The sequence below is a fragment of the Salegentibacter salinarum genome (assembly GCF_900168115.1).
Classification (GTDB): domain Bacteria; phylum Bacteroidota; class Bacteroidia; order Flavobacteriales; family Flavobacteriaceae; genus Salegentibacter; species Salegentibacter salinarum.
On record NZ_FUZC01000020.1, the window covers coordinates 1 to 16,063 of the forward strand.

18 protein-coding genes and 1 tRNA gene are annotated in these 16,063 nt (G+C 36.7%); 11 read left to right on the top strand and 8 right to left on the bottom strand.

Features of this window, described 5'->3' with window-relative positions:
* Window positions 1-117: 117 nt before the first annotated feature.
* The gene (locus B5X53_RS16925; protein WP_079714412.1) at window positions 118-609 is read right to left on the bottom strand and encodes a metallophosphoesterase family protein; all 492 of its coding nucleotides are present in this window, start codon (window positions 607-609) and stop codon (window positions 118-120) included.
* Window positions 610-722: 113 nt separating this feature from the next.
* Here B5X53_RS16925 and truA point away from each other — a divergent pair, with 113 nt between their 5' ends.
* Window positions 723-1,466, top strand: a complete 744-nt coding sequence (gene truA, locus B5X53_RS16930) for a tRNA pseudouridine(38-40) synthase TruA (protein WP_079714413.1) — start codon at window positions 723-725, stop codon at window positions 1,464-1,466.
* Window positions 1,467-3,233 carry an ABC transporter ATP-binding protein gene (locus B5X53_RS16935; RefSeq protein WP_079714414.1) on the top strand — a complete coding sequence of 589 codons (1,767 nt, stop codon included), beginning with the start codon at window positions 1,467-1,469 and terminating at the stop codon, window positions 3,231-3,233.
* Between the two features lie 3 nt (window positions 3,234-3,236).
* Here B5X53_RS16935 and cdaA read toward each other — a convergent pair whose 3' ends face one another.
* A complete protein-coding gene (cdaA, locus tag B5X53_RS16940; RefSeq protein WP_075327814.1) occupies window positions 3,237-4,010 on the bottom strand; it encodes a diadenylate cyclase CdaA in 774 nt (257 codons plus the stop codon).
* A 37-nt stretch (window positions 4,011-4,047) separates the two neighbouring features.
* Entirely contained in the window at window positions 4,048-4,872 is an 825-nt protein-coding gene (gene folP, locus B5X53_RS16945) for a dihydropteroate synthase (protein ID WP_079714415.1), read from the bottom strand.
* A gap of 119 nt (window positions 4,873-4,991) precedes the next feature.
* Between folP and B5X53_RS16950 the strand changes: the two genes are divergently transcribed.
* The 9 genes from B5X53_RS16950 (at window position 4,992) to B5X53_RS16990 (ending at window position 11,368) form a co-directional block, all read left to right on the top strand.
* Window positions 4,992-5,537: a DUF1599 domain-containing protein gene (locus tag B5X53_RS16950; protein ID WP_079714416.1), complete on the top strand. Its 546-nt coding sequence runs from the start codon at window positions 4,992-4,994 to the stop codon at window positions 5,535-5,537.
* A gap of 47 nt (window positions 5,538-5,584) precedes the next feature.
* Window positions 5,585-6,679 (top strand): BT_3928 family protein, encoded by a 1,095-nt coding sequence (locus B5X53_RS16955; RefSeq protein WP_079714417.1) that lies wholly within the window; start codon window positions 5,585-5,587, stop codon window positions 6,677-6,679.
* A 139-nt stretch (window positions 6,680-6,818) separates the two neighbouring features.
* On the top strand, window positions 6,819-7,571 hold the full coding sequence (gene tpiA, locus B5X53_RS16960; RefSeq protein WP_079714418.1) for a triose-phosphate isomerase: 753 nt from the start codon (window positions 6,819-6,821) through the stop codon (window positions 7,569-7,571).
* 2 nt (window positions 7,572-7,573) lie between these two features.
* Entirely contained in the window at window positions 7,574-8,407 is an 834-nt protein-coding gene (gene prmA / locus B5X53_RS16965; protein ID WP_079714419.1) for a 50S ribosomal protein L11 methyltransferase, read from the top strand.
* 50 nt (window positions 8,408-8,457) lie between these two features.
* A complete protein-coding gene (locus tag B5X53_RS16970; protein ID WP_079714420.1) occupies window positions 8,458-8,727 on the top strand; it encodes an ATP-dependent Clp protease adaptor ClpS in 270 nt (89 codons plus the stop codon).
* 128 nt (window positions 8,728-8,855) lie between these two features.
* Window positions 8,856-9,704: a M57 family metalloprotease gene (locus B5X53_RS16975; RefSeq protein WP_079714421.1), complete on the top strand. Its 849-nt coding sequence runs from the start codon at window positions 8,856-8,858 to the stop codon at window positions 9,702-9,704.
* A 140-nt stretch (window positions 9,705-9,844) separates the two neighbouring features.
* Window positions 9,845-9,918 (top strand) — tRNA-Arg (locus B5X53_RS16980).
* A 230-nt stretch (window positions 9,919-10,148) separates the two neighbouring features.
* A complete protein-coding gene (locus B5X53_RS16985) occupies window positions 10,149-10,841 on the top strand; it encodes a phage integrase SAM-like domain-containing protein (protein ID WP_232764095.1) in 693 nt (230 codons plus the stop codon).
* Complete coding sequence (locus tag B5X53_RS16990; protein WP_079714423.1) at window positions 10,805-11,368, top strand: SOS response-associated peptidase; 564 nt, start codon at window positions 10,805-10,807, stop codon at window positions 11,366-11,368. The genes B5X53_RS16985 and B5X53_RS16990 overlap by 37 nt, the downstream gene beginning before the upstream one ends.
* Here B5X53_RS16990 and B5X53_RS16995 read toward each other — a convergent pair.
* The 5 genes from B5X53_RS16995 to B5X53_RS17015 all read right to left on the bottom strand — a co-directional run bounded on the left by B5X53_RS16995 (window position 11,365) and on the right by B5X53_RS17015 (window position 15,687).
* On the bottom strand, window positions 11,365-13,005 hold the full coding sequence (locus B5X53_RS16995) for a type IV secretory system conjugative DNA transfer family protein (RefSeq protein ID WP_079714424.1): 1,641 nt from the start codon (window positions 13,003-13,005) through the stop codon (window positions 11,365-11,367). The two genes, B5X53_RS16990 and B5X53_RS16995, sit on opposite strands and share 4 nt — an antisense overlap.
* Before the next feature lie 11 nt (window positions 13,006-13,016).
* Window positions 13,017-14,054 carry a MobB family relaxase gene (gene mobB / locus B5X53_RS17000; RefSeq protein WP_079714425.1) on the bottom strand — a complete coding sequence of 346 codons (1,038 nt, stop codon included), beginning with the start codon at window positions 14,052-14,054 and terminating at the stop codon, window positions 13,017-13,019.
* Between the two features lie 7 nt (window positions 14,055-14,061).
* Window positions 14,062-14,436: a BfmA/BtgA family mobilization protein gene (locus B5X53_RS17005; protein ID WP_079714426.1), complete on the bottom strand. Its 375-nt coding sequence runs from the start codon at window positions 14,434-14,436 to the stop codon at window positions 14,062-14,064.
* Between the two features lie 382 nt (window positions 14,437-14,818).
* Window positions 14,819-15,268 (bottom strand): JAB domain-containing protein, encoded by a 450-nt coding sequence (locus B5X53_RS17010; RefSeq protein ID WP_079714427.1) that lies wholly within the window; start codon window positions 15,266-15,268, stop codon window positions 14,819-14,821.
* Window positions 15,269-15,339: 71 nt separating this feature from the next.
* The gene (locus B5X53_RS17015) at window positions 15,340-15,687 is read right to left on the bottom strand and encodes a single-stranded DNA-binding protein (RefSeq protein WP_079714428.1); all 348 of its coding nucleotides are present in this window, start codon (window positions 15,685-15,687) and stop codon (window positions 15,340-15,342) included.
* Window positions 15,688-16,063: the final 376 nt, after the last annotated feature.

A 16,063-nucleotide genomic window follows, 5' to 3' on the forward strand; every position in this document is an offset into this window, starting at 1 on the left:
TTAGAACGTAAATTAGGGAACCGCCCAGTACGGAACCGTATGCTGGGTGGTGTGGGAGGACAGGTAGGGAAATAATCCTTACCTTTCTACCCGATTGCGCCGTTCATGCTGCGCTTACTAACTCTTTAATTCTATAACCTCTAAATCAGAGATATTCTCACCTTCAATTTTAAACCGAAGCATAGTCCGTTTTTTATGAAACCCCTGTTTACCGGCTGCACCGGGATTCATATGGAGTAAGCCCAGGTTTTTATCATTCATCACCTTTAAGATATGCGAATGTCCGCTTATAAATAATTTCGGCGGATCCTGTTTTATTTGTTCCCGAATTGCGGGAGAATATTTCCCCGGGTAACCGCCTATATGCGTGATCCACACATTAACTCCTTCGCATTTAAATCGTTGATGCAGCGGAAATTCCTTTCTTATCTCCGCATCGTCAATATTACCATAAACTGCCCTTAGCGGTTTTATTTTTTGCAATTCATCAGAAACATCGGTAGTGCCAATATCGCCGGCGTGCCATATTTCATCGGCTTCCCCGGCGTAGTGCAAAATTCTTTCATCTATATGGCTATGCGTATCGCTTAGCAAGAGTATTTTTTTCAATTTTGGAGTATTTTATTTAAAAAAATCATTTAAAACCTATGCTATCAAAGAATTTCAGCTTCTAATAAATGCCTTATCTTTGCAGTTCGCAAATATAAAAATAAAGAACTCGGTTGAGGTATTTTTTAGAACTGGCATATTTCGGAAAAGCTTATCACGGTTGGCAAAATCAGCCAAATGCGATTTCGGTTCAGGAAGAAATAGAAAAAGCACTTGCTATAATTTTTCAGCGGAAAACTGATATTGTCGGTGCTGGAAGAACCGATGCCGGCGTGCACGCGAAGCAGATCTTTGCGCATTTTGAGGTAGAAGCTGAATTAGATAAAGAGTCTTTTCTATTTAAACTGAATTCTTTGCTTCCGGCAGATATTGCATTAAAAGACGTTTTTAAAGTAAAACCAGATGCACACGCCCGTTTTGATGCTTATAGCCGGAGTTATGAATATCATATTGTTCAGCATAAGGATCCTTTTTTGGAAGACAGGAGTTACTTTTTAAAGAATAAGCTGGATGTTGAAAAAATGAACCAGGCTGCAGAAATTCTAAAGGATTATACTAATTTTAAGTGTTTTTCAAAGTCTAAAACCGATGTAAAAACTTATAATTGCAAGATTTCTGAAGCAATCTGGAAAACTGAAAATGAGGTGTTGGTTTTTCATATTTCAGCCGACAGATTTCTAAGAAATATGGTACGTGCAATTGTGGGAACTTTACTGGAAATTGGTTTTGGTAAACAACCGGTAGAAAATATGCATGAGATCATTAAAAGTAAAGATAGGAGCAAGGCCGGGACTTCGGTACCGGCAAAAGCACTTTATCTAACCCGGGTTACATATCCTGAAATAGCATTAAAATAAATGGCATCTAAAACCGGTAGCGCATTCGATTTTGATTTGTTTAAGCGCCTGCTTAAATACACCAACCCCTACAAAGGAACATTTTACTTTGTGGCGATTGCGGCTATCTTACTTTCATTTTTTGCTGTTTTAAGGCCGTATTTACTTAAGGTTACGGTAGATGATGCGATTACGCCGCAAGATTATAGTAACCTTGTTTTTTATGTAGGTCTAATGGCCGGAGTCTTATTGCTAGAAGTAATTTTCCAGTTCCTTTTTGTGTATTTCGCCAACTGGCTGGGACAGGAAGTGGTACGCGACCTTCGTGTGAACCTGTTTAAACATATGCTCGGTTTTAAAATGACTTATTTCGATAAGTCGGCTGTTGGGCGTTTGGTAACCCGGGCAGTTAGCGATATTGAAACTATTGCGAGCATCTTTAGTCAGGGGCTTTTTATGATCATCAGTGATATTTTAAAAATGCTGGTGGTAATTGGGTTTATGTTTTACCAGAGTTGGCAATTGACCCTATTGGTTTTAACGGTGCTTCCGCTAATTATGTACGCTACAAGGGTTTTTCAGAAGAAAATGAAAGTTGCCTTTGAAGAAGTAAGAACCCAGGTGGCGAACCTAAACACCTTTGTGCAGGAACGAATTACGGGAATGAAGATCGTTCAGCTTTTTACCCGTGAAAAAGCCGAATACAATAATTTTAAAGAGATTAACGGAAAACACCGTGATGCCTGGGTGAAAACGGTTTGGTACAACTCCATTTTCTTCCCAATTGCCGAAATGGCAACGTCTATCACCATCGGTCTAATTGTTTGGTATGGCGGACTTCGAGCGGTGGCCGATGACGGAATCACCCTTGGTGTGATTATCGCCTTTATTGAATTATCCCAGTTATTGTTTAGACCACTGCGCCAGATAGCCGATAAATTCAATACCCTGCAAATGGGGATGGTTGCTGCGAACCGTGTTTTCGGAATTTTGGATACCGAATCTTCAATTAGCAATACCGGAAAAATTGAAGTTAGCGATCTGAAAGGTGAAATAGAATTTAAGGATGTGCGTTTTAGTTATACCGATGATGAAGAAGTGCTAAAGGGTGTTTCTTTTAAGGCAAATCCCGGGGAAACCATCGCGATTGTTGGAGCTACTGGGGCCGGAAAATCTACGGTGATCAATTTACTGAATCGTTTTTATGAAATAAACAGCGGACAGATCCTGGTAGACGGTATTGATATTAAAGATATTACACTAGAATCGCTACGTTCTGAAATTGCCGTGGTTCTGCAAAATGTTTTTCTTTTTGCCGATACTATTTTAAGCAATATTAATCTTAACGATCCCGATATTACCGAAGAGGAAGTGATTAATGCCGCAAAACAAATTGGTATTCACGAGTTTATTAATACCCTGCCAAATGGCTACCATTATAATGTAAAAGAACGCGGGGCGATGTTATCTTCAGGCCAGCGCCAGCTTATTTCCTTTTTGAGGGCTTACATGAGCAATCCCAGTATTTTGGTTTTGGATGAAGCGACTTCCTCGGTAGATACTTACAGCGAAATCCTAATCCAGGAAGCGACGGATAAAATTACAAAAGGGAGAACTTCTATTGTAATCGCTCACAGACTTGCCACAATTAAAAAAGCCGATAAGATTATGGTGATGGATGCCGGTAAAATTGTAGAGATAGGAACTCATACTGAACTGCTTCAAAAGAAGGATGGTTATTACAAAAACCTGTATGAAGTTCAGTTTATGGCAGAAGAATCTTTGTGAAAATTATAAAAGGTCTTCCTTAATTCGTTCAATAAGTTCTTCGTTACTTTCAAACATTACAAATTCCCCGTCTCTTATATAGGAAATTTGTCCCGTTTCCTCACTTACAACAAGTGCGAGGGCATCGGTTTTTTCAGTAATTCCAACTGCGGCACGGTGTCTTAAACCAAATCTTAACGGAATAGACCTATCGTTAGAAACCGGTAAAATAACCCGGGTGGCGGTAATTTTGTTGTCTTCAATGATCATCGCGCCATCGTGAAGTGGTGAATTTTTATAGAAAATAGATTCAATAATGGGTTGATTGAGTTCAATATTCATATCGTCCCCGGAATTTTTTACAAAATCCAGATTCGTGTTTTTCTGAATAATAATCAATGCCCCCGTAAAACTTTGTCCCATCACCTCGCAGGCTGAAATGATATCTTCTACATTCGTGCTGGTTTCTAGATCACCTTTGAGGAACCGAAGTTGGGTGAAAAACTTCCCTTTTTGAGTGAAATTGGTAGAACCAATCATTAAAAGGAATTTCCTGATTTCCTGTTGAAAAACCACAATTAATGCAAACATTCCCACGCCAATAAATTCACCAAGAACACTACTCAAAAGCTCCATTTGCAGTAATTGCGTAAGGCTTCCCATTAAGTAAATAATAACGATCCCGATAAAGATATTCACCGCAACCGTTCCTTTTACCAGCTTATACAAATAATACAGCAGTAGGGCTACAAATACAATATCGAGAACATCAAGAAAACGAAGGTTTATTATATCCAAATTAGCGTGGTTTTGTGTAAAAATAGAAAATATGCGGCTACTTATTAAGTTCTGCGTATAATTTAGTGCATTCTACCGCTTCTTTCACATCGTGCACCCTTAAAATGGAAGCGCCTTTACTTAAAGCAATAGTATTTAAAAAGGTAGTGCCATTTAAAGCTTCCTGCGCTGAGGTATTTAAAGTCTTATAAATTAAGGATTTTCGTGAAAGTCCGGCTAAAATGGGTAGCTCTAAAGTTTTAAAAAGTTCCATTTTAGAAAGCAGTTCGAAATTCTGACTAATATTTTTTGCAAATCCGAAGCCGGGATCTATAATAAGGTCGTTAATTCCCAACGTCCTTGCTGTATTTATTTTTTCTGAAAAATAAAATAATATATCTTGAACAAGATCCTCATATTGATTCAGGTCTTTCATAGTTTGTGGTGTGCCCCGCATATGCATCATAATATAAGGGACCTGGTGTTTTGCCACGGTTTTCATCATTTTCGGGTCAAGATTTCCGGCAGAAATATCATTGATTATTGCCGCTCCAGCTTCGATGCTTTCTTCAGCTACTTTTGTTCTAAAAGTGTCTACCGAAATTAATGTTTCCGGAAAATTTTTCAGGATGTTTTCTACCGCGGGTAGAACGCGTTGCAATTCTTCGGCTTCTTCCACCTTTGTAGCACCGGGCGGAGTGCTGTAGCCACCAACATCAATAAAATCGGCACCGTCTTTCAGCATTTGTTCAACTTGCTTCAGGATGTCTATTTTCGATATTTTTCGACTTTCAGCATAAAAAGAATTTGGGGTGGTGTTTATAATTCCCATTACTTTTGGGCTGCTAAGATCTATAAGTTCACCTTTACAATTTATGGTCATTTGTTATCTGTTTTTCTGAAGTTGAAGCTATAGTTTTTAAATCTTACTTCAGAATTTATAAAATGCAGTTTTAGTATCTAAAATATTTGCACGAAATTTACGCAAATTAGATCTCTTTTATGCAGAATACCTCAGAACAGTATGACGCGGTGGTGGCTACCTGCCGCAGCCTGTTTATTAACAAAATGAAAGATTACGGAAGTGCCTGGAGAATTCTTAGGCTGCCGTCACTTACCGACCAGATTTTTATAAAAGCCCAGAGAATTAGGAAACTTCAGGAAAATGAGGTGAGAAAAGTAGATGAAGACGAAAAATCTGAATTTATAGGGATCATCAATTACTCGGTAATGGCTTTAATCCAGTTAGAAAAAGGTGTGGTCGCGCAACCCGATCTTGGGGTAGAAGAAGCTAAAGAACTTTATGACGAGAAAATAGCCGAGACCAAAGCCTTAATGATGAATAAAAATCACGATTATGGTGAGGCCTGGCGTGATATGCGGGTTAGCTCTTTGACAGATCTTATTATTCAGAAGTTATTACGCGTAAAGCAAATTGAAGATAATAAAGGAAAAACTCTGGTGAGTGAAGGCATTGATGCTAATTACCAGGATATGATTAACTATTCGATTTTTGCAATGGTTTTAATGACCGAAAACGAAGACTAGTTTTTGTAACTTTTCAGCGGATAAAAGCATTATTTAAATAAAATAAAATGAAATTATTAGTAGGAATTTCCAGGGTGCTGGTTGGCGTATTATTTATTTTTTCAGGATTTATAAAACTCAACGATCCGCTGGGATTTTCTTACAAGCTCCAGGAATATTTTAGCCCGGAAGTTCTGGGATTGGAATTTCTGGTGCCTTATTCCCTCGTGATCGCCATTATTTTAGTGGTTTTTGAACTTGTAGTAGGAATTATGATCTTAATAGGATACCTGCCTAAATTCACGGTTTGGAGCCTGCTGTTGATGATTGTTTTTTTTACGTTTCTCACGTTTTATTCGGCTTATTTTAATAAAGTAACAGATTGTGGCTGTTTTGGGGATGCAATACCACTAACGCCCTGGCAGTCTTTTATAAAAGACGTCATTCTACTTATTTTTATACTAATTCTATTCTTTAACCGAAAATTGATCACCCCGGTCTTAAATCCAATTTCCCATCGCTGGATCATCTTTTTGTCTTTTATGCTTTCCTTTTGGTTTTGTTATCATGTATTAATGCATTTACCGGTTTTTGATTTTAGAGCTTATAAAATTGGAAGTAACATCCAGGAACAAATGGAAGTTCCCGAAGATGCTCAAAAAGGGGTTTACGAATACGAATGGACTTTTCTCCATAACGGGGAAAAGGTTACGGTAACCACTGATGGAAGTTATCCCAACCAAGAGGGAGAATTTGTTGAGGTGGAAACTACTATGGTAGAAGAAGGATATGTGCCGCCAATTCAGGATTTTGAAATAGAAAAAGATGGTGAGGTATTCACCAATGAAATTCTTGATACAGAAAAACTTTTTATGGTAGTGGCCTATGATCTTTCGCATACTGAGCAGGAAGGGTTTAAAGCCATAGAAAAACTTGCCGCCGAAGCTGATGATAAAGGCTATAAAGTAGTTGGGTTAACCGCTTCAAATGATGCAGATCAGCAAAAAATCATCAGTAAATTCAAGCTCGATTTTGATTTTTACCAGGTAGATAAAAAGGTTTTACAAACAATTGTGAGATCTAATCCCGGACTTTTGGTTTTAGAAAGCGGCACAATTACCCAGAAAAAGCATTGGTTTGATGCTGAGGATATAAAATTATAAATCATCCTTAAGATTTTTTAAAATATTGGTAAAAAGCGAATCTTCATTCGGCTTAGGCGCAGCTATGTTTATTCTTATCGATATATTTGTAGGTGTGCGGATTTTTTCCGTAGAAATAAATAAAATCAACTAAGAAATTATGAGAAAAAAGATAGTAGCCGGAAACTGGAAAATGAATAATGATCTTGCTGAAACGCAGGAATTGCTTTCACATTTAAAAATGCAATTGGTAAAAGAGCCACAAGCCGAAGTTATGGTAGCACCTGCTTTTACTAATTTATACTCGGCTTTTCAGGGGTTAAAGGATACCCCGGTACAGGTGGTGGCGCAAAATATGCACCAGGCAGAAAACGGAGCTTATACAGGAGAAGTTTCGGCAAAAATGCTTAAAAGTATTGGTGTAGATACCGTGATTTTAGGCCATAGTGAGCGCCGCGCACATTTTGGTGAGACCAATGATATACTTGCCGAAAAGGTAAATGCAGCCCTTAAAAACGAAATGAGAATTATCTTCTGTTTTGGAGAGGAACTAGCCGATAGAAAGAGCGATAAGCACTTTGATCTTGTAGCGAAACAACTTCTGGAGAGTCTTTATCAGATTACAGATTCAGACTGGAAAAACGTGGTATTGGCTTACGAACCTGTTTGGGCCATTGGAACAGGAGAAACCGCTTCCCCGGAACAAGCGCAGGAAATGCACGCTTTTATCAGAAAAAATATTTCAGAAAAATTCAACGATGAAATCGCTCAGAATGTTTCTATTCTTTACGGTGGAAGTGTAAAGCCAGCCAATGCTAAGGAAATCTTCGCAAAAGAAGATGTAGACGGTGGACTTATTGGTGGTGCCAGCCTTAAAGCTGTAGATTTTGTTGAAATTATAAACGCCTTTTAATTATGTCTTCCAATTATCTCGAATTCAAGTTTAAAATAGAGCCGCTTCAGCCTGCTTCAGAAATCCTGGTGGCAGAGCTTGGCTATTTGGGGTTTGAGAGCTTTGTGGAAGAAGAAGACGGCCTTACAGCCTATATCCCTGCCGAAGAATATGAAGATGATCTTTTGGCAGGGGTTCATATTTTACAATCGGAGGAATTTCAAATTACCTATTCCAAAGGAGAAATAGAGCAGGTGAACTGGAATGAGGAATGGGAAAAGAATTTTAGTCCGATTTTGGTAGATGATATTTGCAGTGTTCGGGCACCATTTCATCCAGAACCCGATACTGAATTTGATATTGTTATCGAACCCAAAATGTCCTTTGGGACCGGCCATCACGCGACCACGCATATGATGATTCAGCATATTCTAAAAAACGACTGGAATGATAAAGCAGTACTCGATATGGGCTGCGGCACCGGCGTTTTGGCAATTCTTGCAAGTATAAAAGGGGCAAAGTTTGTAGATGCCATAGATATTGATAATTGGTGTTACCAGAATACCCTGGAGAATGTTGAGAGAAATGAATGTGATAATATTAACGTTGAAGAAGGTGGTGCCGAATTATTGCAGGGTAGAAAATATAATATGATCCTGGCTAATATAAACAGGAACATATTGCTTAGGGACCTTCCCATCTATAAAGATTGCCTGAAGAAAGGTGGAAATCTTTTTTTAAGTGGATTTTATGAAGAAGATATTCCGGTGATAAAAAAAGCCTGTCTGGAATTAGGTTTAAATTATATAGAACATATTGAACGAAGTAATTGGGTTGCTGTAAAGTTTTCAGCATAAGCATTTTATAGATAATTTGTATCTTTGAAGCTTTAAAATTGTAAATGACGATGAGTACCAAAGAAGAAGTATTAGAAGAAGTAAAAACTACGACGCAGAAGGAAAATGAAATCGTACTTTATAATGACGATTACAATACTTTTGATCACGTAATAGAAACACTAATTTATGCCTGTGAGCACACTCCTGTGCAGGCTGAACAATGTGCTATCCTTGTTCATTATAAGGGAAAATGTACCGTAAAAACCGGTTCTTTTGACGATTTAAAACCAAGATGTTCAAAATTACTGGAAGAAGGATTAAGTGCAGAGATTATCTAAACCTTCTAAGAAAAATCTTACATTATTCATAAATATTTAAATTTATGAATGCGTTATTGTTAATAGTATTTGGAATATAATTATGTTTAAGTAATAAATCAGTTCAGATCAAACTTAAACTAAAAATTATGAAATTAAAAAAACTATTACTAGCTGTTTTCTCTGTAAGTCTCTTATGCGTTTCCTGTGAGCAAGAGGACATAGAAAATACTACTCCTGAAGCAGAAGCCGAAGTTATTTCTCAGGACAAAGTTTCCAAAGCAGTACTTGCCAAATTAGAAGCTCTCAACTTGAATACAGAAGATGTAGAAATTTCTGAATTCGTATTACCCGACGGGACTAAAAAGCAGACATTTATTATTGAGGGAGATATTGCCATTGATGCAGAACAACTTGATGCTATGCAGCCGGGGAATATTACCAGCAAGCAGTACCGGACTTATAACCTGGTAAGCGCACCTAGAACTTTAAATGTTGTTGGATGGACGGGTGGTAGCCAAAGCCTTACTCAAAAACAAAGAGATGCTTTGCAGGCTGCTTTAGATAATTATAATGAAATTGAGATAGGACTTAGCTTTACTCTTGAATTTAGTACAAATCAGGCAGCTGCCGATATCGTGGTTTTTCAAAATCCGAATGGTGCAGCAGGAGGCGTGGCAGGTTTCCCAAGTGCCGGAAATCCTTATGGATTTGTTCAAATCTATTCTGGAATGGAAGCTTTTAGCCTTGGAACCAATACGCATGTAATGGCACATGAAATTGGTCATACTTTAGGGCTACGTCATACGGATTGGTTTACCAGACAAAGCTGCGGAAGACCAAGCTTTGGTGAGTTAGCCAACCCAAGTGGTGCAGTGCATATTCCTGGAACGCCTTTTAGACTTGATCCAGAATCTATTATGCTTTCCTGTTTTAGTACAAACGAAGATGGAGAATTTGGCGCCAATGATGTTGTAGCTTTAGAATATTTATACTAATCATCAAACATCTGAACTGAATAGGGGCTTCCAACAGGAGGTCCCTTTTTATCTAAAAAAATATAAGATTAAGTTTTCAATTTTTAAAAATAATAATATATTTGCAGCCGCTTAACCAAGTAGGAAAAGCAACATTTAATGGCCTTGTGGCGCAACTGAATAGCGCACCTGATTACGGCTCAGGAGGTTCCAGGTTTGAATCCTGGCAAGGTCACTTCTAAGATTAACAAATCTTATCAAAACCGCGCAAATCTTATGATTCGTGCGGTTTTTTAGGTTTTGGGTTTTCATTTAATTTGATTAATTTAGAAATGGAAAGATAACCACAGGACACCTAAATTTTCAAAAGATACCTAAGGTGTCTTTCGAAATTAATTTGATTTGAGCTTTATAGTTGATTTGACTTCATCTAATTAATAATTGTTTAATTAAAAGATGACAACTATGAGTACTTCAAACACATTTTCAATTTTATTTTTGGTTAATCCCAAAAAAATTTCCGGCGATTTGGTAACTATCTATGTTAGAATTACGGTAAACCAAAGAAGATCTACAATCAGTTTAAAAAGAAAAATCCCTTTAAAATGTTGGGACTCTGCAAAGAAAAGAGCACGAGGAACTTCTGCAGAAACAAAACAATTAAATCATTATTTAGATAAGGTCCAGGCTAGACTTTTCCAGTGTTATCAAGATCTTCTGTTTAAAGGAAAGAAAATTACTGCCCAGCTAATAAAAGCTACTTACCTAGGAGAGGATGAGAACTCTAAATCACTTCAGGATCTTATAGATTATCATTCCAGAAAAATTGAACATACTTTAGCTTCAGGAACAATCAAAAACTTCAAAATAACTGAAGGTTATATCTTTAAGTTTTTAAAGAAAGAAAAAAAGACAACTGATGTTTATATAAAGGAATTGAACTACAAGTTTCTCTGCGATTTACAGGATTTCCTGAGTTCATACTATCCGAAAGGGCATCCAAAAGCTATGGGGCATAAATTTTATATTACGGAACCTATGAACCATATTATCATCTTTCAGGCTATACTCATCCAAACCTTTTTTGCTTACCAATTGAAGATCTTTCACATATTTATCCAATGGAGTGGGGCTTATTTCATAGTCAGCCTGGGATAGACATTATTGATTTCCGAAAAGATTATAATACCCTTAATGCGAGAGGAGAAAGTTTGCTTCAATCTAAACTTTTTAAGGAACCGGCAAGAAAACGGCGCTGTTTAATCCTGGCGGATGGCTTTTTTGAACCCCATTACCCAAATGATAATTTTAAGGCTAAGCCAGTTCCCAAATATTGTTATTTGGAAAACAGAAAACTGTTTTGTTTTGCTGGTATTTATAATGAATTTGATGATGAATATTGGAATGTAAGCTTGGTAACTACTGAAGCAAATGATTTTTTCGGAAAAATTCATAATAAGAAAAAACGGATGCCTTTGGTGTTAGATCCCACTTTTGAAGCGGAATGGCTAAGAGAAGATTTATCAGATAAAGGTATTTTAGACCTGGTGAAACACGGTTTTATTAAGGAAGAATTTAAAGCTCATTCGGTAGCCAATATTTATAAACGTGAGATTAATACCAATACCCCTGAATTTTTAGAACCTGTGGATGATGGTGCAGGGGAACAAGGTAAGTTGTTTTAACTTTTTGACGCTGCTTCATCAGGTTTCGTGCTCTTTTTCTTTCCTTTAAAAACCTTACAGATATTACGCACCTCCCTATATATTTTTATATAATTTTCATTGATTTCCTCATCTGAAAAGAATTGCCCTACTTCAGGCAGTTCCCTTTCAATTAGCTGCTGCTTAAATTGTACTTTTTTATCCTTCCCATCGGCGTATGTGATAAATTCGCCTTGTTTTAAACTAAAAAACACATTCGCTCTTACTTTGTAAATTTCTTTTTCTCCTGTTGATATTTTAGTATCGAAATCTAAACCGGTACCCCGCATTACAGTTTTTGTTTCATCTTTTATAATTTCGAAAAAACGTTCGTAAAAACGTGCGGTGTCAGGATCATTTACTTTTCCGAAGAATTGATAGGAAAGATTGCTTAAAATTGCCTTACTAGCCTTGTCTCCATACATCATATCATTTTGAATCTTATCTTGCATCACATATACTGTAGCTATATCATAGCTTCTAAGAGTGGCTGGAATACGATGCATATTTAATAACCTTATAGTTGGGGCCTCTTCAATAAGTAGGAAAGATGATTTGGAGTGCCTCACGCTCATTTGTTTTACAATAGTATGCATAACCGTAGCGATCACCGGGGAATAGGAGGAATCGTATTTTGGATTATTTACAAGTGAGATTACGGCAGGGTTATCTTTATTATTAATATTTAGCGGAATATCATCTGCAGCCAACGCCATAAAAATCCGTTTACTGCTAATTTTCATCAAAGCTGTTGAAAGGGTACTCTTTACCCCGGCAGTTTGTTTTTCGGAATCTTTCCCGCTAATAAAAGCATCTGCAAATGCCCGTGAAGTTTGATTTGATTTTAAAAAACCAATAAGCTCATCGGTGCCCAAATATTGATAAATCGCAATGAGGTGGGGAAGGGTACAATATTCCGGAAATGAAACTTTTAGTTTCCATATTAATCCGGAGATTAGTCCTTGCGCAGCATCATTAAAAAATTTTCCTACGCCTACCGCGCCCGATTCTTTTTGTTCCAATAGGTTCTCAATCAAGACACGAGATACCTCATTAATATCTTCTTCATTCTCCATGTACCGCGGTGCAATAGGATTTACCCGATGAATTATTTTATCAAAGGAAAGTATATAGAACTCCAGATTCCGATTTTTAAATAGGGGATAGGCCATTTCGGTAATCTCAAAATCTTTATAGTCGTGTATAAGTCCGCAGAAAGAATTTCGACTAAAATGTTCGAGAAGATTATAGACCACACTTTCAGTCTTCCCACTACCTGCAGCACCAATTACAGAAACTCCGCGTTTAATATTATTGATTTTAAAGGATCCACTCTCAGTCTTAAATTGAACCTGGTATTTAGTTTCGATATTTGGTATTTCTTTTTTTGGTATAAAAACATAAAGAACCGTATTGCTTAAAATAAGAGGACATCCTAAGTAAAGGGCTATATTAGCTATTTCCTTTAGTGAGGGATCATTCGGTAAAAGTGCCCAAAGAAACAAACCACATACAAGTAGATTCTTAGGAAATGCAAAAGAGGTGATTTTATACATTCTGAAGAAAATTCCGGTCCCGATTGCAATGCATAAAATAATATTTAGAAAATTGACTTCCATAGCTGGTTGATTTAAATTCCTATTGATGCAGATCTTGAAGCTGTTAGGATGCCTTTTTGAATTGTTTTTATCAGTTTCACGCTTAGCTGGGCTTTAGAAAGAGGAATTACAGGCGGCAAGGGGATACCGGTTTCTCTAAGCATTTTCATTGCCAGGGCTTTTTCAGACGCGGGCAATCCCATAATAGCAGAAAAATATATTTTCGGACTATTTATAAAATCTTTCCTCGCCTGGTAAGTTTCTACAAAATTACGTTGATACTGAAATTGTTTATCAAATGTCTTTTCTGCTTTTTTGAAAAAATCATCCCTGTTAAATCCTCTTTTCACCAGTTTACCATTCAGTTCAACCTCAGAAGCTTTGTATTTACTACCGGGCGATAGGCTATGGGAATTGGAAACATCCTTTCGGCTTACTATAATATGAATATGGCTCTGATTTCCTTCCTTAAGCATTCCCTGGACAATACGTTGGCCGTTTTGCTGGTGGGGAGCTTCCCTTTCCAAATTAGTAATCTGCTGTTCCCTGGATCTTATGCTGCCTTGCATTTCACCGCCTTCTATTTTCCGAATTTCATTTTTGATCACCTGGATTTTTGTGGCATAAGGCTGATTTTCCTTTATCTGGTAATCGGTGCCTTTAAATGCTCTGTGGTTTTCGATCTTTGCGAAATATTTAATATCGCTTACATTAATTGGTCTACCATTAATCTCTCGATTAAAGCTGGAGGCATAATCTTTCATAATTGCTCTGGTATATTGTTTTAAAGCTTCAGAACTGTTTTGTAGTTTTTTCAACTCATATTGTGATGGGTTTACGGTAATAGAATAAAATTTTGGTTCCATCTTTTCCAGTTTGGCCGTATTGGCATCTATTTCCTTTACAACCATTTCCGGAGAAATTCCATCCTCCTCCTGATTGAAAAAAAGCTCCTGATCCTTTTCTTCTATACCCGCAATCTGATTTTCTTTTTCTAGATAATCAACATAATCTGCAGCACTTTGAGAATAATTTGCGCCAAGTTTCTGAGGTGTGATAGTGATATACATAACAGGTTTATTTATAAAAATCGGGATGAGTATCGTCTTCCTCATAGTCCCTTATTCGATTTTCGTAGTTATTTTTGGGATCTGCAGCTTCCATCAGAGATTCCAAAATACCTAAAGTGGGGTTTACTTTATTCTTCTCTATATCCTTCAAAATTGCGATTACTGCATTTATTCTTTTTTTGACAAGGTTTTCCAGAGTCTCCATTTTTGGACCCATCAATTCATTTGGAGAAATACTATTCATTTCAAAAAAATCAACCATCGATAATAGTGTCATTGATTGAGATTTAGATAAAGACCGGCTGAACCGTCTAAATTTTTTAGCTACGGAAGTCTTGATCTTAAGAGTCTCGAACTTCTCTTTTTTATATTCTTCATCCATTTTTTAGTAAATTTTCTGCCATTTCTCAATGGGTTTCAAAGGTTTTTAGTAATAAAGCAACTTCATTTTAATTTTGACCCTTGAATAAAATTATTTAAATAACTGGTAAACAGTTATTTATATTCAAAAAGGTGATTCTTAACGGGGTTCTGCCCGTTACCCTTTTGCTTTACCTTTTCGTCCCGCAGGGACAAAAATTTCAACTATCAAATTGAATTTAATAGCGCTTTAATTAGTAATAAACTAAATCCTCTTTTTTATGATTGGAAAAGAAATTCTTTGAAATTAACTGTAGAAAATTGGAAGAATAATTGAGAATTCTGTAAAATGAAAAACGGATCATGAACATCATAATCCGTTTTTAAAATTTTATTATGTCCTCTTATAAAATCCCATCATCGGCAAAGCTGAAGTAATCCCCATCGGGAGTTAGTATTAAATGATCCAATACCTTAATATCAAAAAGTTCCCCTGCTTTTTTGATCTTTTCCGTTAGCAATTTATCGGGTTGGCTGGGGTGCAGAGTCCCTGATGGATGGTTATGGGCTAAAATTATAGAAGTGGTTACAGACTTTAGGACTACTGCGAAAACAATTCTTATATCTACTAAAGTTCCGGTGATGCCTCCTGTAGAGAGGGTGTAAATACCTTTTACCTGATTTGAATTATTAAGGAGCAGCATTTTAAAACTTTCAAAAAGTTCAATATTTTGTTTATCCCAATGCTCAAATAGAAGGTTAGCAGCATCACGGGAAGAAGATATTTTGGGAAGGAATTTTGTTTTAATACTTCCGCTGTAACTTATAGCGATTTCATTAACTTTGGTTTCCATTACAATCTTATTTAAGTGTTGATAATGAAAGAGGGCGCAATTTTCGACGATGACGCCCTCTTTGCTTTTAATTAATTACTATCCTGTTTTGAGTTGCCCAATAATAGGATCTCATCTACCAGAATTTCGGTGATGTACTGTTTTTCTCTAGCTTCATTATTATATGAGCGATAAGTCAATTTGCCTTTAATAGCAATTTCCTTTCCTTTAGAAATATACTTACTGACAAGTTCTGCCTGCTTACTCCAGGCTACAAGCTGGTGCCATTGTGTTTCCTGAATTTTTTCTCCGTCTTTAAAAAATTGTTCATTGGTAGCCAAAGAGAATCGGCAAACCAACATCCCATTTTCAAACCTGTGGGTTTTTGGATCTTCCCCTACATTTCCAATTAATTGTACTGTGTTTCTAAGCGTTTTCATAATTAAAAGATTTAAAGGTTTATAATTGATTTTTAACTGATTTACTTATTGTATCCTGAACGTTTTCCTTTTTTGATTTTTTTAATTCCGCTTCCTTTTTGTGGATTTTGTATGATTTCATTTTTCCGTTTTTAGATTTACTTCCCGTAGCGCCTTCACTGTTACCTTTTTTTGATGCTGATACATTTTCAAGATTTAGAATTAGGGAGGACTTATAAAAAGGGAGCGCAGGGACCGGCTTTATGCAGTCCGTACTAACTTATAAATCTTGGTATTTTGCATTACAGAAAAAGGTAGTGGCAGTGAAGGCCGGGAATACTTCAAATAGGGAAATGGAAGAGTAGGGAAGGAGCAGGAAGCGGAATTAAATTAATTA

What these genes read in the sequence shown, in the direction of transcription:
- B5X53_RS16975 (WP_079714421.1), top strand. Translation starts at nt 8,856, where the DNA reads ATGAAATTAAAAAAACTATTACTAGCTGTTTTCTCTGTAAGTCTCTTA.
- folP (WP_079714415.1), bottom strand. Translation starts at nt 4,872, where the DNA reads ATGACCATAAATTGTAAAGGTGAACTTATAGATCTTAGCAGCCCAAAA.
- B5X53_RS16935 (WP_079714414.1), top strand. Translation starts at nt 1,467, where the DNA reads ATGGCATCTAAAACCGGTAGCGCATTCGATTTTGATTTGTTTAAGCGC.
- mobB (WP_079714425.1), bottom strand. Translation starts at nt 14,054, where the DNA reads ATGTATATCACTATCACACCTCAGAAACTTGGCGCAAATTATTCTCAA.
- B5X53_RS16995 (WP_079714424.1), bottom strand. Translation starts at nt 13,005, where the DNA reads ATGGAAGTCAATTTTCTAAATATTATTTTATGCATTGCAATCGGGACC.
- B5X53_RS16950 (WP_079714416.1), top strand. Translation starts at nt 4,992, where the DNA reads ATGCAGAATACCTCAGAACAGTATGACGCGGTGGTGGCTACCTGCCGC.
- B5X53_RS17010 (WP_079714427.1), bottom strand. Translation starts at nt 15,268, where the DNA reads ATGGAAACCAAAGTTAATGAAATCGCTATAAGTTACAGCGGAAGTATT.
- tpiA (WP_079714418.1), top strand. Translation starts at nt 6,819, where the DNA reads ATGAGAAAAAAGATAGTAGCCGGAAACTGGAAAATGAATAATGATCTT.
- B5X53_RS17005 (WP_079714426.1), bottom strand. Translation starts at nt 14,436, where the DNA reads ATGGATGAAGAATATAAAAAAGAGAAGTTCGAGACTCTTAAGATCAAG.
- B5X53_RS16970 (WP_079714420.1), top strand. Translation starts at nt 8,458, where the DNA reads ATGAGTACCAAAGAAGAAGTATTAGAAGAAGTAAAAACTACGACGCAG.
- B5X53_RS16990 (WP_079714423.1), top strand. Translation starts at nt 10,805, where the DNA reads ATGGAGTGGGGCTTATTTCATAGTCAGCCTGGGATAGACATTATTGAT.
- B5X53_RS16955 (WP_079714417.1), top strand. Translation starts at nt 5,585, where the DNA reads ATGAAATTATTAGTAGGAATTTCCAGGGTGCTGGTTGGCGTATTATTT.
- B5X53_RS17015 (WP_079714428.1), bottom strand. Translation starts at nt 15,687, where the DNA reads ATGAAAACGCTTAGAAACACAGTACAATTAATTGGAAATGTAGGGGAA.
- B5X53_RS16985 (WP_232764095.1), top strand. Translation starts at nt 10,149, where the DNA reads ATGAGTACTTCAAACACATTTTCAATTTTATTTTTGGTTAATCCCAAA.
- prmA (WP_079714419.1), top strand. Translation starts at nt 7,574, where the DNA reads ATGTCTTCCAATTATCTCGAATTCAAGTTTAAAATAGAGCCGCTTCAG.